At 70.0% G+C, this 20,909-nt stretch carries 18 protein-coding genes and 1 pseudogene; 10 read left to right on the forward strand and 9 right to left on the reverse strand.

Features of this window, described 5'->3' with window-relative positions; translation table 11 throughout:
- Positions 1 to 45: 45 nt before the first annotated feature.
- Positions 46 to 1,248, reverse strand: a complete 1,203-nt coding sequence (locus tag CGL27_RS19065; RefSeq protein WP_119988762.1) for an RNA-guided endonuclease TnpB family protein — start codon at positions 1,246 to 1,248, stop codon at positions 46 to 48.
- A gap of 160 nt (positions 1,249 to 1,408) precedes the next feature.
- Between CGL27_RS19065 and CGL27_RS19070 the strand changes: the two genes are divergently transcribed.
- The gene (locus CGL27_RS19070; protein WP_119988765.1) at positions 1,409 to 2,776 is read left to right on the forward strand and encodes a glycoside hydrolase family 6 protein; all 1,368 of its coding nucleotides are present in this window, start codon (positions 1,409 to 1,411) and stop codon (positions 2,774 to 2,776) included.
- Between the two features lie 164 nt (positions 2,777 to 2,940).
- Here the strand turns inward: CGL27_RS19070 and CGL27_RS19075 are convergent, their stop codons facing one another.
- On the reverse strand, positions 2,941 to 3,987 hold the full coding sequence (locus CGL27_RS19075; RefSeq protein ID WP_078641593.1) for a LacI family DNA-binding transcriptional regulator: 1,047 nt from the start codon (positions 3,985 to 3,987) through the stop codon (positions 2,941 to 2,943).
- 279 nt (positions 3,988 to 4,266) lie between these two features.
- On the opposite strand from CGL27_RS19075, the gene CGL27_RS19080 reads away from it, so the two are divergent.
- The 5 genes from CGL27_RS19080 (at position 4,267) to CGL27_RS19100 (ending at position 10,906) form a co-directional block, all read left to right on the forward strand.
- Positions 4,267 to 5,601: an extracellular solute-binding protein gene (locus CGL27_RS19080; protein ID WP_119988768.1), complete on the forward strand. Its 1,335-nt coding sequence runs from the start codon at positions 4,267 to 4,269 to the stop codon at positions 5,599 to 5,601.
- A 7-nt stretch (positions 5,602 to 5,608) separates the two neighbouring features.
- Positions 5,609 to 6,634 carry a sugar ABC transporter permease gene (locus CGL27_RS19085; protein ID WP_119988771.1) on the forward strand — a complete coding sequence of 342 codons (1,026 nt, stop codon included), beginning with the start codon at positions 5,609 to 5,611 and terminating at the stop codon, positions 6,632 to 6,634.
- Between the two features lie 17 nt (positions 6,635 to 6,651).
- On the forward strand, positions 6,652 to 7,566 hold the full coding sequence (locus CGL27_RS19090; RefSeq protein ID WP_078641596.1) for a carbohydrate ABC transporter permease: 915 nt from the start codon (positions 6,652 to 6,654) through the stop codon (positions 7,564 to 7,566).
- Positions 7,567 to 7,637: 71 nt separating this feature from the next.
- The gene (locus tag CGL27_RS19095; RefSeq protein ID WP_078641597.1) at positions 7,638 to 9,044 is read left to right on the forward strand and encodes a beta-glucosidase; all 1,407 of its coding nucleotides are present in this window, start codon (positions 7,638 to 7,640) and stop codon (positions 9,042 to 9,044) included.
- A gap of 299 nt (positions 9,045 to 9,343) precedes the next feature.
- Positions 9,344 to 10,906 (forward strand): ubiquinol-cytochrome c reductase cytochrome b subunit, encoded by a 1,563-nt coding sequence (locus tag CGL27_RS19100; RefSeq protein WP_240450996.1) that lies wholly within the window; start codon positions 9,344 to 9,346, stop codon positions 10,904 to 10,906.
- 5 nt (positions 10,907 to 10,911) lie between these two features.
- On the opposite strand, the gene CGL27_RS19105 is transcribed toward CGL27_RS19100, so the two are convergent.
- On the reverse strand, positions 10,912 to 11,253 hold the full coding sequence (locus CGL27_RS19105; protein ID WP_240450557.1) for an ATP-binding protein: 342 nt from the start codon (positions 11,251 to 11,253) through the stop codon (positions 10,912 to 10,914).
- A gap of 71 nt (positions 11,254 to 11,324) precedes the next feature.
- Between CGL27_RS19105 and CGL27_RS19110 the strand changes: the two are divergent.
- Positions 11,325 to 11,507, forward strand: a pseudogene (locus CGL27_RS19110) (ABC transporter permease); the annotation flags it as partial.
- A gap of 232 nt (positions 11,508 to 11,739) precedes the next feature.
- On the opposite strand, the gene CGL27_RS19115 reads toward CGL27_RS19110, so the two are convergent.
- The 3 genes from CGL27_RS19115 to CGL27_RS19125 form a co-directional block, all read right to left on the reverse strand.
- Positions 11,740 to 12,795 (reverse strand): chitinase, encoded by a 1,056-nt coding sequence (locus CGL27_RS19115; protein ID WP_107439068.1) that lies wholly within the window; start codon positions 12,793 to 12,795, stop codon positions 11,740 to 11,742.
- Positions 12,796 to 12,933: 138 nt separating this feature from the next.
- A complete protein-coding gene (locus CGL27_RS19120; RefSeq protein WP_119988779.1) occupies positions 12,934 to 14,328 on the reverse strand; it encodes a HAMP domain-containing sensor histidine kinase in 1,395 nt (464 codons plus the stop codon).
- A complete protein-coding gene (locus tag CGL27_RS19125) occupies positions 14,325 to 15,038 on the reverse strand; it encodes a response regulator transcription factor (protein WP_205587719.1) in 714 nt (237 codons plus the stop codon). The genes CGL27_RS19120 and CGL27_RS19125 overlap by 4 nt, the downstream gene beginning before the upstream one ends.
- Positions 15,039 to 15,080: 42 nt before the next feature.
- On the opposite strand from CGL27_RS19125, the gene CGL27_RS19130 reads away from it, so the two are divergent.
- Positions 15,081 to 15,656, forward strand: coding sequence for a hypothetical protein (locus CGL27_RS19130; RefSeq protein WP_119994455.1), 576 nt, complete (start codon positions 15,081 to 15,083; stop codon positions 15,654 to 15,656).
- 165 nt (positions 15,657 to 15,821) lie between these two features.
- Here the strand turns inward: CGL27_RS19130 and CGL27_RS19135 are convergent, their stop codons facing one another.
- Together CGL27_RS19135 and CGL27_RS19140 are read right to left on the reverse strand one after the other, a co-directional pair.
- Positions 15,822 to 16,712 (reverse strand): fused MFS/spermidine synthase, encoded by an 891-nt coding sequence (locus tag CGL27_RS19135; RefSeq protein WP_119988785.1) that lies wholly within the window; start codon positions 16,710 to 16,712, stop codon positions 15,822 to 15,824.
- A 74-nt stretch (positions 16,713 to 16,786) separates the two neighbouring features.
- On the reverse strand, positions 16,787 to 17,332 hold the full coding sequence (locus tag CGL27_RS19140; protein ID WP_240450558.1) for a hypothetical protein: 546 nt from the start codon (positions 17,330 to 17,332) through the stop codon (positions 16,787 to 16,789).
- A gap of 187 nt (positions 17,333 to 17,519) precedes the next feature.
- Here CGL27_RS19140 and CGL27_RS19145 point away from each other — a divergent pair, with 187 nt between their 5' ends.
- On the forward strand, positions 17,520 to 18,965 hold the full coding sequence (locus CGL27_RS19145; RefSeq protein ID WP_119988787.1) for a tetratricopeptide repeat protein: 1,446 nt from the start codon (positions 17,520 to 17,522) through the stop codon (positions 18,963 to 18,965).
- 14 nt (positions 18,966 to 18,979) lie between these two features.
- Here the strand turns inward: CGL27_RS19145 and CGL27_RS19150 are convergent, their stop codons facing one another.
- A complete protein-coding gene (locus tag CGL27_RS19150) occupies positions 18,980 to 19,573 on the reverse strand; it encodes a histidine phosphatase family protein (RefSeq protein WP_078641605.1) in 594 nt (197 codons plus the stop codon).
- Between the two features lie 310 nt (positions 19,574 to 19,883).
- Here CGL27_RS19150 and CGL27_RS19155 point away from each other — a divergent pair, with 310 nt between their 5' ends.
- Entirely contained in the window at positions 19,884 to 20,909 is a 1,026-nt protein-coding gene (locus tag CGL27_RS19155; protein ID WP_119988790.1) for a phosphatase PAP2 family protein, read from the forward strand.

Below are 20,909 nucleotides of genomic sequence, written 5' to 3' on the forward strand. Positions count from 1 at the left end.
GAAGGGAATGCATTGACTTCCTCCGCCCTCCGGAAGGGGGGATTCCTACGGCTCGCGCCGTAGAGGTTCCTGTTTCATCGCCGACTGCCCGCCCGGAGAGCTCCGTTGAGGTCTTACACCTGCTCCACAGGCCGACACCGCCAGCCCGGCGGCCAAAATGTTCCGCGCCGCGTTCACGTCGCGGTCATGGGTGACGCCACAACTGCCGCAGGTCCAGGTGCGGACGCTGAGCGGCATCGTGTTCTGCAGGGTTCCGCAGTTCGAGCACAGCTTGGAGGAGGGGAACCAGCGGTCGACCGCGATCACTGCGCGGCCGTACCACTGGGCCTTGTACTCCAGCATCGTGCGGAATTCCGACCAGGCCGCGTCCGAGATGGCGCGGGCCAGCCTGCCGTTCTTGAGCAGGTTCCGAACGGTGAGGTCCTCGATCACGATCGTTTGGTTGTCACGAACGAGCCGAGTAGTGATCTTGTGCAACGTGTCGCGCCGCCGGTCGGCGATCTGGGCGTGGATGCGGGTGACCTTCCGGCGGGCCTTGCTCCGGTTGGCTCCGTCCCCCTTGGCTTTACGGGCCAGTTCCCGCTGCGCCTTGGCCAGCCGTGCACGGTCCTGCCGCTCGTGGCGGGGGTTGGTGATCTTTTCCCCGGTCGACAGGGTCAGCAGGTGGTCCAGCCCGGCGTCCACGCCGACCACCGCGTCCGTGGTGGGAAGTGGCTTCACACGGGGGTCCTCGCACAGCACAGACACGAACCAGCGTCCGGCCGCGTCCTGCGAAACGGTCACCGTGGACGGTGCGACCCCCTCCGGCAGGGGGCGGGACCACACGATGTCCAGCGGCTCGGTCATCTTCGCCAGGGTCAGCTTTCCGTCCTGGAGGCGGAACGCGCTGGTGGTGTACTCCGCCGACTTGCGGGACTTCTTGCGCGACTTGTACCGCGGGTACCGGGCCCGCTTGGCGAAGAAGTGGGTGAACGCTGCCTGAAGGTGGCGCAGGGTCTGTTGCAGGGGGACGGAGGAAACGTCGTTCAGGTAGGCGAGTTCCTCGGTCTTCTTCCACGCGGTGAGCATGGCCGAGGTGGCGTTGTAGTTCACCCGCTCCTGCCGCAGCGCCCACGCCTGGGTGCGCGCTGCCAGGGCCAGATTGTAGACCTTCCGCACGCACCCGAACGTGCGCGACAGCTCGGCCGCCTGCGCATCGGACGGATAGAAGCGGTACCGATACGCCCGTTTCACGTGCGTGGTCCTCACGTCTCACACGCTAACGCATCAACTTGTGACTCACTGCGGATAGTTGGGGGTGGACGCCGGTCCGCCCTGACGGCGAACCGGCTTTCCTTGCCCCTGCTCCGCAGGAGTCCGATTCCTCCCCACCCTGAAGGGCGGGGCTTCCTTCCTCGGAGGAGATCAGATGAGCCGCAGAATCCGAATGGCGGGCACTTTGCTCGCCGCCTCCGCGCTGACCATGGGGGCGCTGACCGGTGTGGCGTCCGCCCAGGTGGACAGCGGCAGGGCGGCCGCCACGAAGGTCGACAACCCGTACGCGGGCGCCAAGGTGTACGTGAACCCCGACTGGTCGGCGAAGGCCGCCGCCGAACCGGGCGGCAGCAAGATCTCCAACCAGCCGACCGGCGTCTGGCTGGACCGCATCGCCGCGATCAACGGCGCGAACGGCGCGATGGGGCTGCGCGCCCACCTCGACAAGGCGCTGCAGCAGTCGGCCGGCAGCCCGACCGTCGTCCAGTTAGTGGTCTACGACCTGCCCGGCCGTGACTGCGCCGCGCTGGCGTCCAACGGCGAGCTCGGCCCGACCGAGATCGACAAGTACAAGACGCAGTTCATCGACCCGATCGCGGCGATTCTCTCCGAGTCGAAGTACGCCAACTCCAATCTGCGGATCGTGACCACGATCGAGATCGACTCACTGCCCAACCTGGTCACCAACACCGGCGGCCGTCCCACCGCGACCCCGCAGTGCGACACGATGAAGGCGAACGGCAACTACGTGAAGGGCGTCGGCTACGCCCTCAACAAGCTGGGCGCCATCGGCAACGTCTACAACTATGTGGACGCCGGGCACCACGGCTGGATCGGCTGGGACGACAACTTCAACGCCACCGCCCAGGTGCTCAAGCAGGCGGCGACGGCCGAGGGCAGCACGGTCGACAAGGTGGCCGGCATCATCGTCAACACGGCCAACTACAGCGCGCTGAAGGAGAACAACTACACCATCGACGACTCGGTCAACGGGACCACCGTGCGCCAGTCGAAGTGGGTGGACTGGAACCGGTACGTCGACGAGCTCTCCTTCGCCCAGGCGTTCCGCCAGGAGCTGGTCAACGTCGGCTTCCCGAGCAACGTCGGCGCGCTGATCGACACCTCCCGCAACGGCTGGGGCGGCAGCGCCCGGCCCAGCGGCCCCGGCGCGAAGTCGGACGTGGACACGTACGTCAACGGCGGGCGCTACGACCGCCGGATCCACATCGGCAACTGGTGCAACCAGTCCGGTGCCGGACTCGGTGAGCGGCCCAAGGCGGCACCCGCGTCCGGGATCGACGCGTATGTGTGGATGAAGCCCCCGGGCGAGTCGGACGGCTCCAGCTCCTCGATTCCGAACGACGAGGGCAAGGGCTTCGACCGGATGTGCGACCCGACGTACACCGGCAACCCGCGCAACGGCAACAACATGTCGGGGGCGCTGGCGAACGCTCCGCTGTCGGGCCACTGGTTCTCGGCCCAGTTCCAGGAACTGCTGAAGAACGCCTACCCGGCGCTGTAAGCGCCTGGCCCGTCCCCTGATCGTGGGGCCGGTGGACACTGTCCACCGGCCCCGCTCCTTTTCGGGGCCCGGTTCGCCTCCGGGGCGCCTCAGCCTCCCCCAGCTACCGCTGGGAGGTACCCCCGGCCGGAAGACCCCAGCACCCGGATGCGCGAGCCGTGCCCTCAGGAAGACTCCCGCCGCACCAGCTGGGTAGGAAGTACCATCTGCGGCCGCTTGGAGGTGCGGTCCGACAGCCCCTCGATCTCCTCCAGCAGCACCCGCACCATCGCCCGGCCCATCTCCTCCGTGGCCTGCCGAACGCTGGTGAGCGGAGGGTCCATATGGCGGGCGACGGCCGAGTCCTCGAAGCCGACCAGCGCCACGTCGTCCGGGACGTGGCGCCCGCTCTCGCGCAGCACCTGCCGGGCGCCCGCGGCCATCACGTCCGAGGCGGCGAAGACGCCGTCCAGGTCCGGGCGCTGGTCGAGGAGTTGGCGCATGGCCCGGCGGCCACCCTCCTCGGTGAAGTCCGCGGAAGCCACCAGCTCCGGTTCCACTTCCCGGCCCGCCGCCCGGACCGCGGCGCCGTAGCCCTCCAGGCGGCACTGGGCGACATACATGTCCAGCGGTCCGGTGATGGTGGCGACCGTCGTGCGGCCGCGGCCGATGAGGTGTTCCACGGCGGACTGGGCGCCCCCGGTGTTGTCCGAGTCGACGTACGGGACCGATTCATGCGCCGAGCGGCGGCCGCTGAGCACCGCGGGCATCTCGATCTGCTCCAGCAGGTCCGGCAGCGGATCGTCCGCGTGCACGGAGACCAGCAGCACCCCGTCGACCCGGCGCGCGGAGAGGTAGTCCGCGAGCCGCTGCCGTTCCTTGGGGGTGCGGATGAGGGTCAGCAGCAGTTGCAGGTCGGTGTCGGCGAGCTCGGCGCCGACGCCGCGGATGATGTCGGAGAAGTACGGTTCGGCGAAGAGCCGGGTCTCGGGCTCGGGGATGACCAGGGCGACGGCGTCGGCACGGTTGGCGGCGAGCGCGCGGGCCACCCGGTTGGGCACATAGCCGAGTTCGGCGACGGCCTGCTCGACGGCTGTCCGGGTGCGGTCGCTGACCCGCGGCGAACCGTTGATCACGCGGGAGACGGTGCCGCGGCCGACTCCGGCGCGGGCCGCCACTTCCTCGAGGGTCGGCCGTCCCCGCCCCCCGCCATGCCGCCGCGTTCCTGCCATATCGCGCCTCCAGCCGTCCGTACCCAGCAGCTCCAACCCCCCAATGGGCGGCTGCGGAGTCATTCAACAGCAGTGTGGTTTCGGGAAGTTGTTTCGCGCACTCCCTTGACACCCCAGCGGGGAGCCGCGACCCTTCAACACATCACAGCTGGGAGCGCTCCCACAGTACCTGAGCCATACACAACCCGCACGATGTCCACCCGGCTCGATGCATCTCAAAGACCCATGTATCGCTACTTATTGGCCGGAAGCCGTTGGGCGGGGCGCTAGGAGGACGGAATGCGCAGGAACACTGGTAGTCACCGCGGCACAGCCGTGGTCCTCGCGGCCGTCGCCGCTTTAGGAGCTGGGCTGCTCAGCGGTTGCGCCGATGACGGCGACGACGGATCCGCCGGCTCCTCCGGCGGCGGCGACAGCAAGGGCAAGACGGTCGTGACCGTCGGCACGTACGGCGTCATGGGTTTCAAACAGGCCGGGCTCTATGACGAGTACACAAAGCTGCACCCGGATATCAAGATCGAAGAGAATGTGATCGACCCGGCCTCGAACTACTACCCGCAGCTGCTCACCCATCTCGGCTCGGGCAGCGGGCTCGCCGATATCCAGGCGGTCGAGGTGGGCAACATCAATGAGGTCACCACCACCCAGGCCGACAAGTTCGTTGATCTTTCGAAGGCGGACGGCGTCAAAAAAGAGAACTTCCTCGACTGGAAGTGGGCGCAGGCCACCGCCAAGGACGGAAAGACGATCGGCCTCGGCACGGACGTGGGCCCGATGGCGATCTGCTACCGCAAGGACCTCTTCCAGCAGGCCGGGCTCCCGGCCGACCGTAACGCGGTCTCCGAGCTCTGGGCGGGCGACTGGCAGAAGTACCTCGACGCCGGCAAGGACTATGCGAAGAAGGCGCCGGGCGGAGCCGCGTTCCTGGACTCGGCCGGCGGGCTGTTCAACGCGGCGGTCTCCGGCGGCTCGGAGGTCTATTACGACAAGAGCGGGAAGCCCATCTACAAGGACAGCCCGGCCGTCAAGAAGGCGTGGAAGCTGGCGACCGACGCGTCCACGGCCAAACTCTCCGCAGGGCTACAGGAGTTCACCAAGCCCTGGCAGCAGGCGCTTGCCAACGGCAAGTTCGCCACCGCCTCCTGCCCGGCCTGGATGCTCGGCCAGATCAAGGAGTACGCCGGGGACAAGTACAAGGGCAAGTGGGATGTCGCCGCCGCCCCCAAGCCCGCCAACTGGGGCGGCTCCTTCCTCTCGGTGCCGCAGGCGGCGAAGAACAAGGACGAGGCGGTCAAGCTCGCCACCTGGCTGACCGCACCCGAGCAGCAGGCCAAGCTCTTCGAGAAGCAGGCGAGCTTCCCCAGCGCCCAGGCCGCGTACGACCTGCCCCAGGTGGCCGACGCCAAGCTCCCCTACTTCAACAACGCGCCCATCGGCAAGATCTTCTCCCAGGCCGCGAAGGACAGTCCGACGCAGGTCCTGGGCCCGAAGGACGCCGTCATCAAGCAGAACTTCACCGATGTCGGCCTGCTCCAGGTCGAGCAGCAGGGCAAGTCCGCCAACGAAGGCTGGAAGGCCGCGATCAAGACGAACGACAACGCGCTGGACCAGTGACCCGGACATGACCGCACCTTCCGGTTTCACCCCTGATACGGCCGCGCCCCCCGCAGGGCAGGGGGGCGCGGCCCCGCGCGCCGCGACCGCGCCGGCGCCCGACCCGGCCGAGCAGCGGCGTCGCGACCGGCGCAGCCGCCGCTACCGCTGGGATGTGCGATGGAGCCCGTACGCCTTCGTCGCCCCCTTCTTCGTCTTCTTCGCCGCCTTCGGCCTCTTCCCCCTGCTCTACACAGGGTGGGCCTCGCTGCACCAAGTGGAGCTCACCAACCCCACCCACATGGAGTGGGCGGGGTGGCACAACTACTCCAGGCTGTGGGAAGACGAGTTCTTCTGGAAAGCGCTGCGGAACACCTTCACCATCGGGGTGATCTCCACCGTTCCCCAGCTGATGATGGCCCTCGGGATCGCGCATCTGCTCAACTACCGGCTGCGCGCCTCGATGTTCTTCCGGGTGGCGATCCTCACCCCGTACGCCACCTCCGTCGCTGCCGCCACGCTGGTGTTCGCGCTGCTCTTCGGGCATGACTACGGCATGGTCAACTGGTCTCTGGGGCTGGTCGGACTGGACGGCATCGACTGGCAGAACGGCACCTGGACCTCGCAGATCGCGGTCTCCACGATCGTCATCTGGCGGTGGACCGGTTACAACGCGCTGATCTACCTGGCCGCCATGCAGGCCGTGCCGAACGATCTGTACGAGTCGGCGGCGCTGGACGGGGCCTCGCGCTGGAAGCAGTTCCTGCATGTCACCGTCCCGTCGCTGCGGCCCACCATCCTCTTCACGGTCGTCGTCTCCACGATCGGGGCCACCCAGCTCTTCGGTGAGCCGCTGCTGTTCAACACCGCGGGGACGGCCACCGGCGGCGCCGATCACCAGTACCAGACGCTCGGCCTGTACATGTACGAGCAGGGCTGGGTGAACCTGCACCTCGGCCGGGCCTCCGCCATCGCCTGGACGATGTTCCTGATCCTGCTGCTGATCGCCGCGGCCAACGCGCTGTTCGCGCGACGGCTGCGAAAGAGCCAGTGAGGGAGACGAGGAGAACCATGAGCGCCACTGTCTCTTCCCGGCGGACACTCGATCCGGCAGCTCCCGCGCGCACCACTCCGCGGGGCGGAAAGGGCCGCGGCCGAGCGGGCAGGCAGCTGCACGGGGGCAAGATCACCTACGCCGTGCTGATCCTGTTCACCATCGGCTCGCTCTTCCCGCTGGTGTGGACCGCCATCGCCGCCTCCCGCACCAACACCCGGCTGGCCCAGACACCCCCTCCCCTGTGGTTCGGCGGCAACCTCCTCAACAACTTGGACAAGGCGTGGAACGGCGCCAACATGGGCACCGCGCTGCTCAACACGACGGTGGTGGCGGGCACGGTCGCGGCGTCGACTGTGCTGTTCTCGACCATCGCGGGCTTCGCCTTCGCCAAGCTGCGCTTCCGCTTCAAGAACATCCTGCTGATGCTCACCATCGGGACGATGATGGTGCCGCCCCAGCTCAGCGTCGTGCCGCTGTACATGATGGTGGCCAAGCTGGAGTGGACCGACCAGCTCCAGGCGGTCATCGTGCCGACACTCGTCAGCGCCTTCGGGGTCTTCTTCATGCGGCAGTACCTCACCCAGGCGCTGCCGACCGAGCTGATCGAGGCGGCGCGGATGGACGGCGCGAGCAGCTTGCGGATCATCTGGCATGTCGTCTTCCCGGCGGCGCGTCCGGCGATGGCGGTGCTGGGAATGCTCACCTTCGTCCAATCGTGGAACGACTTCTTCTGGCCGTTCATCGCGCTCACGCAGAACGGCAACCCGACCATGCAGGTGGCATTGACCGGTCTGAGCCGGGGGTACACCCCGGATCAATCACTGATCATGGCGGGGGCGCTGCTGGGCACCCTGCCGCTGCTGATCGCCTTCGTCCTCTTCGGCAAGCAGATTGTGGGGGGCATCATGCAGGGCGCGGTCAAGGGCTGAGCGGCCCGCCACCACCACTCAGTCCTCCCTCCCCGTTTCCCCTCCCCACGACCTCGAATGGGAGCGCTTCCATGACCCTTACCTTCCCGCCCGGATTCCTGTGGGGCGCTGCCTCGGCCGCCTACCAGGTCGAGGGCGCCGCGCAGGAGGACGGCCGCACCCCGTCCATCTGGGACACCTTCAGCCACACCCCCGGCAAGGTGCTCGCCGGTGACACCGGTGATGTCGCCGTCGACCACTACCACCGCTTCCGCGAGGACGTCCGGCTGATGGCGGAGCTGAACCTGGCGGCGTACCGCTTCTCGGTGTCCTGGTCCCGGGTGCAGCCCACCGGCCGGGGACCGGCTGTGCAGCGCGGGCTCGACTTCTACCGCTCGCTGGTGGACGAGCTGCTGGGCGCGGGCATCCAGCCGGTGCTCACCCTCTACCACTGGGACCTCCCCCAGGAGCTGGAGAGCGCTGGCGGGTGGCCGGAGCGCGAGACCGCCGAGCGGTTCGCCGAGTACGCGGGCATCGTGGCCGAGGCGCTCGGCGACCGCGTCGAGTTCTGGACCACCCTCAACGAGCCGTGGTGCAGCGCCTTCCTGGGCTATGGCTCGGGGGTGCACGCCCCGGGCCGCACCGAGCGGCTGGCCCCGCTCCGCGCCGCCCACCATCTGAACCTCGCCCATGGCCTCGGCGCCCAGGCGCTGCGCGCCGCGCTCCCCGCCCGCGCCCAGATCGCCATCAGCCTCAACCCGGCGGTGGTCCGGCCGCTCAGCGACAAGCCCGAGGACCTGGACGCAGCGCGGCGTATCGACGCGCTGGCCAATCGCGTCTTCACCGGGCCGCTGCTGCGCGGTGCGTACCCCACCGACCTGATCAAGGACACCGCCTCGATCACCGACTGGTCGTTCGTCCGGGACGGAGATCTGGCCGTCATCAAGCACCCCCTCGACGCGCTGGGCATCAACTACTACACACCGTCATTGGTAGCAGCGGGCACCGACAACGAGGGCTCGCCCGCCCGCCACGACGGCCACGGCGCCAGCACCCACTCCCCCTGGCCGGGCTCGGAGCAGGTGGCCTTCCACCAGACGCCGGGCGAGCGCACCGAGATGGGCTGGACGATCGACCCGACCGGACTGCACGACCTGCTGATGCGCTACAGCCGTGAGGCGCCGGGCGTACCGCTGTACATCACCGAGAACGGCGCCGCGTTCGACGACAAGCCGGACGCGGAGGGCGCGGTCCACGACCCGCGGCGGATCGACTACCTCCGGGACCATCTGGCCGTCGCCCACCAGGCCATCGCGGACGGCGCCGATCTGCGCGGCTATTTCCTGTGGTCGCTGATGGACAACTTCGAATGGGCGTACGGCTACAGCAAGCGCTTCGGCGCGGTCTACGTCGACTATCAGACGCAGGCCCGGGTGCCGAAGTCCAGCGCCCGCTGGTATGCCCAGGTGGCCCGCACCGGAGAGCTTCCGGCGGCGTAGCGGACCCGCGTCCGCGGCGCCGCCCGCCGGGGGGCGGGCGGCGCCGCGGACGGCAGTCGAGGCGGGGCGCAGGGGCGCAACCGGGCCGGTGCGTTCTTCCTTCAAAGGGGTTACACCCTGATCCACCCGGCCGAAGAGAGCCGTCATCCATGGAGAATGCCTGGTAAACCCATTGAGACATGAGAGCATTTCCGGAGCGCCGACAGAGGTTCCGCAATGAGGGATCCGGTCGGCGCGCGCCCGCCGGAAAAGGTGAGGCCCTCGCCGACTGGTTGGACGGTCGGGTGGGCCTCTTCAAGATGGGCAAGGCCAATCTGCGCAAGGTCTTCCCCGACCACTGGACCTTCCTGATCGGCGAGATCGCCCTCTACACGTTCGTCATCATCATTCTGACCGGGGTCTATCTGACCCTGTTCTTCAAACCGGCGATGAACGAGGTGGTCTACCACGGCCGGTGGACGCCGCTGAACGGCATCCGCATGTCGCAGGCTTTCGAGTCCACACTGGACATCAGCTTCGATGTGCGCGGCGGGCTGCTGATGCGGCAGGTCCACCACTGGGCGGCGATCGTCTTCATCGCCAGCATGCTCGCCCATATGATGCGGACGTTCTTCAACGGCGTCTTCCGCAAACCCCGTGAGATCAACTGGCTCTCCGGCGCCGCTCTGCTGTTTCTCGGGATGTTCGACGGCTTCATGGGCTATTCACTGCCCGACGATCTGCTGTCCGGCACCGGTCTGCGCTTCATGGAAGGCGCGATCCTGTCGATCCCGATCGTCGGCACCTATCTGTCGTTCTTCTTCTTCGGCGGTCAATTCCCGGGAACCGACATCGTGCCACGGCTGTTCACCGTGCACGTACTGCTGATTCCGGGCATCATGCTCGGGCTGCTGGCGCTCCATATGATCCTGCTCGTCTACCACAAGCACACGCATCTCCCGGGGCCCGGCAGAAGGAACATGAATATCGTGGGGCCGCCCCTGTGGCCGGTCTATGTGGCCAAGTCCGGCGGTTTCTTCTTCCTGGTCTTCGGCGTCACCACGCTGATGTCGGCCATCGCCCAGATCAACCCGGTGTGGGCCTATGGCCCCTACCGGCCCGACCAGGTGTCCACCGACGCCCAGCCCGACTGGTACATGGGCTATTCCGAAGGGCTGATCCGGCTGATGCCGGGCTGGGAGATCAATCTCTGGGGCCACACTCTGGTACTCGGGGTGCTGATCCCGTTCCTGATCTTCCCCACGGTGCTGCTGGTCATCTGGTTCTATCCATTCCTGGAGGCATGGATCACCGGGGACAGGCGCGAGCACCATCTGAACCAGCGCCCGCGCAACGCCCCGACCCGCACCGCCTTCGGCACCGCCTGGATGGCCCTCTACGCGGTCCTGCTGGCGGGCGGCGGCAACGACCTCATCGCCACCCACTTCGATCTGTCGATCAACGCGATCACCTGGACCTGCCGGATCGGCTTCTTCGTGGCGCCGGTCGTGGTCTTCGTCATCACCAAGCGGATCTGTCTCGGCCTCCAGCGCAAGGACCGGGAACTGCTGCTGCACGGCCGCGAGACCGGCATCATCGAGCGGCTGCCGCACGGCGAGTTCGTCGAAGTGCACGAGCCACTGTCGGCGGCGGAGAGGTACACGCTGACCGCGTACGAACAGTACGAGCCGCTGGAGCTGCCACCGACGGTCGACGAGGCCGGGGTCGCCCGCAAGCTCTCCTTCATGGAGCGGCTGCGCGTCTCGCTGTCCCGGAGCTACTTCGGTATCGACGGCCAGATCGCCAAGCCCACGAAGGAGCAGGTGGCGGAGCACGAGGAGCACGAGGAGGAGGAGAGGGCCGAGGAGCCCCAGCGCCCCTAGCTCCCTTATGGGAAGCGGATCCTGACCGAGAGGCCGCCGCCCGGGTTGGCGTCCGCGGTGGCCTCGGCGCCGTGGGCGCGCGCGATGGACGCGAGGATGGACAGGCCGAGTCCGGCGCCTTCCCCGGCGGTGTGCGCGCGCTCGTTCAGACGGCGGAACGGTTCGAAGAGCCGGGGGAGCGTGTCCGCGGGGATCTCCGGGCCGGTGTTGGAAACCCGCAGCACCCGGCCGGTGAGGTCGACGCGGATGCGGCCACCCTGGTGGTAGTACGCCACCGCGTTGGCGACGAGATTACGGACCAGATGGGCGAGCAGGACCGGGTCGCCCGGAACCGTCAGCGGCTCCACGGTGGTCGTGACCGTAATCGCCTTTCGTGGGCCTCGTCGGAGAGTCCGGCGGTGACGACCGCGACCGTCTCGTCTTCCTGGGCGCCGCCGCCACCGGCATCTACACGATCAGCAGCGGCGTTCCCTGGGTGATCCCGCCGTGGACGATCCGCGGCGGCTTCGGCGCCACCCTCGCCATCGGCACCCTCGCGGGCCTCTACCCAGCGGTCCGCGCCTCCCATCTGTCCCCCACCCTCGCTCTCCACGCGACCTGATCCAGGCGGCCCCGCCACGGCGAAGCCGGATGTGGGCGTGACCTGTGACGACACCCCTCAAGGCGACGGAAACGGCGGGGCGCGGCGGGTGGGGGATTCCGTCCGCGCCCCGCCGTGTGGGGGGGTGCCGTGGGGGGTGGTGATGGTGGGGCCCATGGGGCTGACAGGCCCCGCGGCTTATGCGGCTGACAGGCGGTGCGGGGCCGCCCCGGTGTCAGCCGGCGTCAGCCGTTCAGCCGTTGTAGGCGCCGAACGCCTTGGTGAAGGCGAACTCTTCCTGGTCGATCGAGCTGCAGGTCGGCGACGCGGTGTCCTGCGGGCTGGGGCACTGCTTGTCGCGGGTCGCGGACCACATCGACAGCCAGGCCAGCCCCTTGGACTTGGCGAACTCCACCACCTGGGAGGCGTCGTCGACCTTGAATATCTCGTTCTTGACGTCGTTGACGCCGATCATCGGGGTGACCGCGACGGCCTTCCACGCCTCGTCGTCGCTCAGCTCGAGGGCGCCCTTGATCTGGCCCTGGGTCGCCGTGGCGGCGTCGATGGCGTACTGGCCCATGTCGTCGCCGAAGGAGGGTCCGTAGTCCATCGCCATGATGTTGACGGCGGAGACCTTCACCCCGTTCTTCTTGGCGTCGGCGACGAGGTCGACACCGTCCTGGGTGAGGCCGGTCGGAAGCACCGGCAGGGTGAAGGAGACGTCCAGGTCGGGGTTGTTCTGCTGCAGCTTGGCGATGGCTTGGGCGCGGCGGGTGTTGGCCTCCTTGTTCGGAAGCGCGCTGCCCTCGATGTCGAAGTCGACCTTGGTGAGCTTGAGGGTGTCCACGACCTTGCCGTAGGCGGCGGCGAGCTCGTCCGCCGAGGTGCAGGCCAGGCCCAGCTCGGAGCCGGACGCCCCGCCGAAGGAGACCCGGACGTCGCCGCCGGCCGCCCGCAGTTGCTCGGTCTGCTTGGCCACGGCGTCGTCGCCGACCTCGGTGACGCCGCCCCACTTGGGGGTACAGCCGCCACCGGAGGTGATGAAGGCGAGGTTGAACTGCTTGACGCCGGTCTTCTCGGCGGTGCCCACCATGTCGTAGGCGGGGTAGAGCGAGGTGTCGATGTACGGGGCGAAGCCACCGCTCGCCGCCGCGGCGGCCTTCTCGGAGGCGGCGGGCTTCTCGGAGACGGTGCCCGCGTTCGCCGCCCCGCTGAGCGCGAACGCCGTGCCGCCGGCCACGACGGCGGCGACGGTCGCGCCGATCGCCTTGGTGGTCCGGCTCGCCTTGCGACGGTGCGTGCTGCTCATCAGGTCCCTGCCTTCGCTGTGCGGATGTGGGGGGTGATGGTGCGGGCGCCACGCTAGCGAGGGGAAGTCGGACAAACGGCAGGATCCGTGCACCGGCCACGGATCTTATGGCTGCCTTAAGGAACCCATCGGCGGCGATTAATGCTCCGCGGGCTCCTTGGGCCGAGTGCGGCCCCGGGTCTTCCGCTTACGGCCGCGCCGCCGCTGCCGCGGGTCCGCCGAGCCGCCGCCGTTCAGCGAGAGCCACACCCGTACCTCGGTGCCGCCCAGCACCGACCGCCCGATCCGCAGATCGCCACCCGTGGACTCCGCGACCCGGCGCACGATGTCCAGGCCGAGGCCGGTCGAGCCGGGGCCGCCGTCGCCATGGCCACGGCGGAGCGCCGCGTCCGGGTCGGCGATGCCGGGGCCCGCGTCGGAGACCAGGATGATCACACTGTCCTCGCCGTTGTGGACGTCGACCGCGAGCGCCGTCCCCTCGGGCGTGTGCCGGAAGACATTGCCGAGCAGGGCGTCCAGCGCGGCGCCGAGTTCGGGGCGGGCCACCGGCACCCGAACGGTCCGGTCGACCCCGGCCAGCCGCACCGTACGGTCCTCGTCCTCGGCGAGCGCGGACCAGAACTCCATCCGGTCCCGGATCACCTCGGAGGCGTCACAGCCGGAAGGGGTATGCGTCTTCTGCTGGCGCGCGGTGCGGATGATCTGGTCGACCTCGCCCTCCAACTGGGCGACGGCGGCCCGGGTCTGGTCGGCCGCCGGTCCCTCGCCCAGCGAAGCGGCGTTCAGGCGCAGCACGGTGAGCGGCGTACGGAGCCGGTGGGAGAGGTCGGCGGCCAGCTCGCGCTCACCGGCCAGGAGCTGGACCACCTGGTCGGCCATGGAGTTGAACGCGGCGGCGGCCGCCCGGAGTTCGGCCGGGCCGTCCTCCGGGACCCGCACCCCGAGCTCGCCATGGCCCAGGTCGTGGGCGGCTTCGGCGAGCCGCCCGGCCGGACGCACCAGCCGGGTGCCGAGCCGGTCGGCGGTGGCGACCGCGCCGACGATCAACGCCAGGCCGACGCCCGCCAGCACCAGCCAGGACGTCGTCACCCCGCTGGTGACCACCCCACGCGGGACATACACCTCCACGACCGCGACCTGACCGCTGCTCAGCGCGGTCGGCTGGAGCAGTGCGTAGCCCCCGGGGACGGTGGACACCGAGGCGCGGCCCAGTCGCCGCGCGGTGGCCAGCTCGCCCTTGGCGGCACGGCTCTTGCCGAGGTCGTAGCCGCTCCCCCGCTCGCCCGGCTCATCGGGGACATGCACCGCCATCCGGCCGTCCCCGCCCGCCTGGGTGCTGGCGACCGCGCGCTGCAGCCGCGCCCGCTCGGTGGTGATGGCGAGCGCCGGGCCGATGGTGGCGGCCTGCCGCTCGGCATCGGCGAACGCACGGTCCCGGGCCAGCTCCTTGACGACGAGGCCGAGCGGTACGGCGAAGGCGACCACCACCATCGCGGTGACCGCCAGGCAGACCTTGACCAGGGCCCATCTCACGCGGGCTCCGCCGGGGGCTCCAGTTTGACGCCGACCCCGCGCAGCGTATGGAGATAGCGCGGCCGGGCGGCCGTCTCGCCCAACTTGCGGCGCAGCCAGGACAGATGGACGTCTATCGTCTGGTCGTCCCCGTACGCCTGCCGCCAGACCTCGGCGAGGAGCTCCCTGCGCGGCACCACGACGCCGGGCCGCCCGGCGAGATAGGCCAGCAGATCGAATTCCCGCCGGGTCAGATCGAGCGTCACCCCGTCCAACTGGGCCTGGCGGCGCAGCGGATCGACGGCGAGACCGCCGACCCGGAGCACCGCCGGGGGCGCCGCCACACCGCCCGGCTCGCCCGCCCCGCCGCCGCGGACGCGGCGCAGCACGGCGGTCATCCGGGCGGAGAGATGCGCCACGGAGAACGGCTTGACCAGGTAGTCGTCGGCACCGTCGTTGAGCAGCCGGACGATCTCGCCCTCGTCGTCACGGGCGGTGGCCACGATGACCGGCACATCGGTGATGCCGCGCAGCATCTTGAGCGCCTCCGCCCCGTCCAGATCAGGCAGGCCGAGGTCAAGGATGACGACGTCGAATCCGATCTGTGCCACCTCGCGCAACGCCTCCAGGGCGGTGCCGACGCTGCGCACGGTATGGGACGCCTCGGTCAACTGCCGTATGAGGGCTGAGCGTACGAACTGGTCGTCCTCGACCACGAGCACACTTGCCATGAGCGGCACCGTACGCCATTCGGGTGAGGCAAGATGGGGAAGATGCGAAGAGGTCTGGTCCAATGTCTGGCGTGGGTCCTCGCGACCGGCGCCGCGGTCACGCTGTCGTGGTACGGCGTGCGGACCGTGCTGACCGGGACGGCCTACGATCCGCCGCGCGCACTTCCGATCGCGGACGGCTCCCGTTCGGCGACCGGGGCCTGGTCCTCCTCGACGCACCGGCCCAAACCGCCCTCGTCCTCGGCGACTTCACCCTCTTCCCCGTCCTCGCCTTCACGTCCCGGGGCGGACGCGGGGGCCGATGGAGACAAGGACAAGGGGTCCGGTTCTGCCGGGCGCACCCGGAAGCCGACGCAGGTGCCGACCCGGCGGGAAACGGCACGGCCGGAGGAGAGCGGAGAGGTGCGCAGCTATCCGGCCAAGGGCGGCCGGGCGGTCTTCGACATCCGGGCGGCGTCGGCGGATCTGGTCTCGGCCACACCGGACGGCGGCTGGCAGATGCAGGTGTGGAAGCAGAGCGAGTGGATCCGGGTGGACTTCGTCTCCGGGGCCGACACCACCACGATCTTCTGCACCTGGCATGACGGCCCGCCGCAGGTCCGCATCGACGAGCACTGAGCACTTCACTGGAAGTGCCCTGACCTGCCGTCGATCGTCCGCGGCGGCGGCGTGGCCGGTCCCACGCGGCGGAGCCGCACATCGGCACAGCCCCGCCCCCCTTCACGGCGCCTTTCGCACCGCGGCCGACTTCCGCCGATCTACTGAGGCCGTGCTGGTCTCCGGTCAGGTGAAGACGGCGGGCGGCGGGGCCGGGGAGGGGGCGGCGGTAGCGTCGGTGACCGGGGCCGCGCCACCGGTGAAGTCCGCGAGCCCGCGCCCGTGTTCGACCCGGGCGGGGTGCGGATCTCCGGCGGCCCGGCGGGTGAGCTCGGCCAGCGGCAGGTCACGGTCGGCGGCCAGCAGCACGGCATTGCCGAAGCGGCGGCCGCGCAGCAGGGCGGGGTCGGCAGTCAGACACACCTGGCCGAACGCGGCGCGGGCGGTGGCGATCTGGGCCTTCAGATGGGCCAGCGGCGGACCGTCGGCGAGATTCGCGGCGTACCACCCGTCCGGGCGCAGGGCGCGCCGCACCTCGGCCAGGAACTCCACACTGGTGAGGTGGGCGGGCGTACGGGCCCCGCTGAAGACATCCGCGATGATCAGATCCGCCCAGCCGTCGGGCACCTTGGCGAGCCCGGCCCGGGCGTCGGCGCCGCGCACCCGTATCCGATCGCCGGGGTCCAGCGGCAGCTCACCGCGGACGAACTGGACGAGCGGGGCGTCGATCTCGATGATCTGCTGGGTGGAACGGGGGCGGGTCGCCGCTATATAGCGGGCGAGCGTGAAGGCACCGCCACCCAGATGGACCGCGTGCAGCGGACGGCCGGGAGGGGCGACGAGATCGGCGACATGGCCGAATCTGCGCTGGTACTCGAAGTCGAGATACGCGGGGTCGTCGAGATCCACATGCGACTGCGGCTTGCCGTCGAGCAGCAGCGTCCAGCCGCGTGGCCGGTCCCGGTCCGGCACGAGCTCGGCGAGCCCCCCGTCGACGGATGCGGTGACCGGCTCGGGGCTGCGCCCCCGCGCCGCTCCGCGCCCGCGCGCGGCTCGCTTGTTCGTGCCTTTCGCCATGTGTCCCAGTATGCGGCGGACCACTGACAGCCGGTCGCCGGCAGGAAGGGGCGGATGGTCACCGCCTCACCGCCTCACTGGCAGCGGTCGACGGCCTCGATCGTGCGGGCCGCCTCGCCGAGCGCCGCCCGGAGCTCGGCGGGGTCGGTGGCGACCGTGTACGCCGCGTCGGGCGGCACCAGCCAGCCGGTGCCGATGCCGGGCGGCGCGTCGTCCCCGGCCGCTCCGGATTCGATGTCTCCGGCTTCGGTGTCTCCGTAGGCGGCGTCTCCGGACGGGATGTCCCCGGCTCGGGTCTCTGCGGATTGGGGGTCTCCGGCTTCGGCGGGGGTGCCGGTGCCGGAGCCGATATTTATCCGGATTCCACGCCCGGATGTCTGGGTACACGCCGAGCCCGGCAGATCCCAGCCGTCCGCCGTTCCGGGCGGCACCAGGAAGCCGAGAGTGTCGCCGGCGTTGTCATGCAGGACGGGACCAAGGCCGTCACACGCACGACGCAGGATGTCCACCGCCTCCAGCCCCTGGCGGGCGGGCACGGTGACGAGATCGCAGTCCTGGCGCTGGGGGTGCTGGGCAGTCGTCCGCGAGCGGCTGATGTCCACTCCGGCCTCCCTCTTCATCGGGTCGCACCTGATTCAACGCGCGGCGGTGTCAACGGCTACGGCCGAATGCCGCCGTAAAGGATGGCAGTTCATGGCAGATCACGGGCGAGATGTAACGTTTGCCGGAAATCTCCGAGTGTCGGAGATCTCGCAGCCGGTACGGTTCTCCCCCGCCCACCTGGCCTCACCAAGGGAGAGGCACAGCATGACGCCGCTTCCGGAGCCCCCGCCTCCCCGGCCGAACACCGCGTTCCGCCGACTGCGCGGACAGCTCTCGCCCGCGGAGTTCGCGGCATCCGTGCGCCGCGCGGCCCGAGAGATCGGCGAGCAGGTCTCCTGCGACGCCCGCTATATCGGCCGTGTCGAGTCGGGGGCGATCCGCTGCCCCAACTACGCCTACGAGCGGGTCTTCCGCCATATGTTCCCCGGCCGCACCCTTACGGATCTCGGCTTCGCCTCCCGTGAGTCGGTGCGCGGCCACCAGGCCCGCGGCCCCGCGGGCCCTCACGTACCCCTGACCGTGCCCGTATCGCTCCCCGGCCCGCGCCCCGGGCCTTCCGAGCCCCAGGACAAGGGGACCGTCGACATCTTCGAGGAGAGCGAACTGCTACGGCGCTCGTTCATGGCCGGTGGGGCGGCGGCCGCCGCCGTGGCCGCCGCCCCCCGGGCCGGGACGCCGCCCCGGCGGACGGGGCGACGGGTAGGAGAGGCCGAGGCCGCCGCCGTGGAGGAGGCCGTACGGCGGATCCGGGTACTGGACGACCAGCACGGCGCCGATCCCCTCTATGCGCACACCGCCAAACCGCTGAGCGCCGCCTACGCGCTGCTCGACGCGGGCGGCTACAGCCGCTCGATCGCCGAGCGGCTCTTCGCGGGCGCCGGTGAACTGGCCATCTCGGTGGGCTGGCTGGCCCATGACTCCGGGCGGCTGTCCGACGCACGGTCCCACTACGCCGAGGCCCTGGCCACCGCGCGGGTTTCCGGCGACGCCGCCCTGGAGACGCACGCGTTCTGCAACACCGCCTTCCTCGCCCGCGACGCCGGGCGCCCCCGCGAGGCCGTACGGGCGGCGCAGGCGGCCCAGCGGGTCGCCGAGCGGCTCGCCTCGCCACGGCTGCTGTCGCTGCTCGCGCTGCGCGAGGCCGGGGGGCTCGCCTGGCTGCCCGACCGGGGCGGCTGTGAGCGGGCGCTGCTGCGCGCCCGGACACAGTTCGGGCGCGGGCCCTGCGACGCCGACCCCGAGTGGATGAGCTTCTTCGGGGAGGCCGAACTGGAGGGGCTGGAGGCGCAGTGCTGGTCGGCGCTCGGCGACTGGAAGCGCGCCGCGGAGCACGCCCGGCGCGCGGTCGCCCTCCAGAACCCGCACTTCACGCGCAATATCGCGCTGTTCACCACGGAGTTGGCGAGCGATCTGGTGGCCGGGGGCGCACCGGACGCCGCCGCCGCCGCGGCCGACCGGGCCCTGGGCCTGCTGGACCAGGTGAAGTCGTCGCGGATCCGCCGGATGCTCGACGACACGGCCCGGATACTGCGTCCTTACGGTCGCGATGAGGCGGTCGCGGACTTCCTCGACCGCCATGAGGCGACCGTCACCCGTCCCGAGGCGGCCGTCACCCACCCTGAGGCGGCCGGCCGCGCCTGCCCGGTCTGACGCCGGTTCGGCTCTCAGTCGAGATGGCCGGTGTCGTTCCAGCGCTCGATGGCGGGTTCGCCGTAGGCCCAGCCGAGCACCGACAGGGACGTCGGATCGAGCCGGATACGGGCGGCGAAGGAGGCGTCATGGCCGAGCCAACGGGCGCCCAGCGTCCGCAGGATGTGGCCGTGTGCGAAGACCAGCACATCGCGGTCGGCCGAGCGCGCCCACTCCACGACCTCGTCGGCCCGCGCCGCGATCGAGGCGATCGACTCGCCCTCGGGCACCCCGTCGCGCCAGATGAGCCAGTCGGGCCGGGTGGCCTTGATCTCGGCGGGGGTCATCCCCTCGTACGCGCCGTAGTCCCACTCCAGGAGCGCGTCCCACTCCCGCGCCCGGTCGCCGAAGCCGGCCAGCCCGCAGGTCTCCTTCGCCCGCGACAGCGGGCTGGTGCGCACCTCGACGTCCGGAAGGCCCGCCCAGGGGCCGTGGTGCAGCCGCTCGCCGAGCAGCTTGGCACCGCGCCGCCCCTCGTCCAGCAGCGGGATGTCCGTACGGCCGGTGTGCTTCCCGGAGAGCGACCACCGCGTCTGTCCGTGCCGGGCCAGGAGGATGCGTGGGGGCATGGGTACTGCCTTCTTTCACCGGTTTCGCACCGCCGCGGCGCCGTGCGCCATTACACGCCGCTGCCTGCGGTTTCATGCACTCTTCGGGACCGGCACATGGCCGATCGCCATCCCTCCATCATCGCGCATGTGATCGGCGGGCAACCTCCGGGTCACTCCTGGCGTCTTCCAGTCTGCGCGCGGGTCCGCCAGGGGGGTTCCGACAGTGGGCGCCGCTCGCGGACGGGGGCGGTGCGTTGGTCGCTTCGCCTACACCGTACGGTTGACCGCGCGCCTTCTTGTGGCCGCCCGAACTTTGGAGAGCGTCCGAATGCCCCATACGGTGCCCCGTGCCGGAGCAGCACAGGGCAGTCGGCCCCGTTGGTGGACCGAACTGCCGCTCATAGCGGTGGTGTACGCCGCCTACTCGGCCGGTCGGCTGCTGGCCCGCGGCGACGTGTCCAGCGCCGTCGATCATGGTCTGGCGATCCTCCATTTCGAACAGCGTCTGAACATCGACTTCGAGTCGCCGCTGAACGATCTGTTCACGGCCCACGCGGTGATAGGCATACCGGCGGACTTCGCCTACGCCTCGCTGCACTACGTCCTGACCCCCGCGATCCTGATATGGATGTGGAAGCGCCGTAAGGCGTCGGACTACCGCTTTCTGCGCACCTGGCTGCTGGTCTCCACGATCATCGGGCTCATCGGCTTCACGCTGCTGCCGACCTGCCCGCCGCGGCTTCTGGAGGGGAGCCACGGCTTCGTCGACACCATGGCGCAGTACAGGTCGTACGGCTGGTGGGGCGGGGACGCCAGCGCACCGCGCGGACTGGGCGGGCTGACCAACCAGTACGCGGCGATGCCCAGCCTCCACGTGGGATGGGCGCTGTGGTGCGGGGTCGCCCTGTGGCGGCACGGACGCTCGACGTGGACCAAGATCGGCGCGGTCGGCTATCCACTGGCGATCACGCTCGTGGTGATGGGCACCGCCAACCACTACTTCCTGGACGCTGCCGCCGGCGCCGCCACCATGGGGCTCGGGGCGCTGCTGACGGTCCCCGCGCTGCGGCTCACGGAGTCGCTGCGCAACCGCCTGCGCCCGGCCCGCGAGACCGTCGCCGCCTCCCGAAACGCGGGTGTGCCCGCGAATGTCGGTGACAAGTGCGAGACTTCGGCGCGTGAACGGGAACGGATCCCCCGACAGCAGGGCAGGGGCGCGGACAGGCAACGCACCGACGGTGCCGCGGATGACGGCGGCCGGGGAGCCGGTGCCAGTGCCGGAGGCGGCCGGGAAGCCACTGCGAGCGGCCCGGCCCCCGCGGCAGGTGACGGGGCTACGGCAGCGGCTCGCTGA

It is taken from the genome of Streptomyces sp. 11-1-2 (genome assembly GCF_003595545.1).
GTDB classification, from domain to species: Bacteria; Actinomycetota; Actinomycetes; order Streptomycetales; family Streptomycetaceae; genus Streptomyces; species Streptomyces hygroscopicus_B.

Excerpts from the sequence above, each read along its gene's own strand:
- CGL27_RS19155 (WP_119988790.1), top strand. The coding sequence starts at position 19,884 with ATGCCCCATACGGTGCCCCGTGCCGGAGCAGCACAGGGCAGTCGGCCC.
- CGL27_RS19080 (WP_119988768.1), top strand. The coding sequence starts at position 4,267 with ATGCGCAGGAACACTGGTAGTCACCGCGGCACAGCCGTGGTCCTCGCG.
- CGL27_RS19070 (WP_119988765.1), top strand. The coding sequence starts at position 1,409 with ATGAGCCGCAGAATCCGAATGGCGGGCACTTTGCTCGCCGCCTCCGCG.
- CGL27_RS19150 (WP_078641605.1), bottom strand. The coding sequence starts at position 19,573 with ATGCCCCCACGCATCCTCCTGGCCCGGCACGGACAGACGCGGTGGTCG.
- CGL27_RS19125 (WP_205587719.1), bottom strand. The coding sequence starts at position 15,038 with ATGGCAAGTGTGCTCGTGGTCGAGGACGACCAGTTCGTACGCTCAGCC.
- CGL27_RS19085 (WP_119988771.1), top strand. The coding sequence starts at position 5,609 with ATGACCGCACCTTCCGGTTTCACCCCTGATACGGCCGCGCCCCCCGCA.
- CGL27_RS19115 (WP_107439068.1), bottom strand. The coding sequence starts at position 12,795 with ATGAGCAGCACGCACCGTCGCAAGGCGAGCCGGACCACCAAGGCGATC.
- CGL27_RS19075 (WP_078641593.1), bottom strand. The coding sequence starts at position 3,987 with ATGGCAGGAACGCGGCGGCATGGCGGGGGGCGGGGACGGCCGACCCTC.
- CGL27_RS19130 (WP_119994455.1), top strand. The coding sequence starts at position 15,081 with ATGCGAAGAGGTCTGGTCCAATGTCTGGCGTGGGTCCTCGCGACCGGC.
- CGL27_RS19145 (WP_119988787.1), top strand. The coding sequence starts at position 17,520 with ATGACGCCGCTTCCGGAGCCCCCGCCTCCCCGGCCGAACACCGCGTTC.
- CGL27_RS19135 (WP_119988785.1), bottom strand. The coding sequence starts at position 16,712 with ATGGCGAAAGGCACGAACAAGCGAGCCGCGCGCGGGCGCGGAGCGGCG.
- CGL27_RS19095 (WP_078641597.1), top strand. The coding sequence starts at position 7,638 with ATGACCCTTACCTTCCCGCCCGGATTCCTGTGGGGCGCTGCCTCGGCC.
- CGL27_RS19090 (WP_078641596.1), top strand. The coding sequence starts at position 6,652 with ATGAGCGCCACTGTCTCTTCCCGGCGGACACTCGATCCGGCAGCTCCC.
- CGL27_RS19100 (WP_240450996.1), top strand. The coding sequence starts at position 9,344 with ATGGGCAAGGCCAATCTGCGCAAGGTCTTCCCCGACCACTGGACCTTC.
- CGL27_RS19140 (WP_240450558.1), bottom strand. The coding sequence starts at position 17,332 with ATGAAGAGGGAGGCCGGAGTGGACATCAGCCGCTCGCGGACGACTGCC.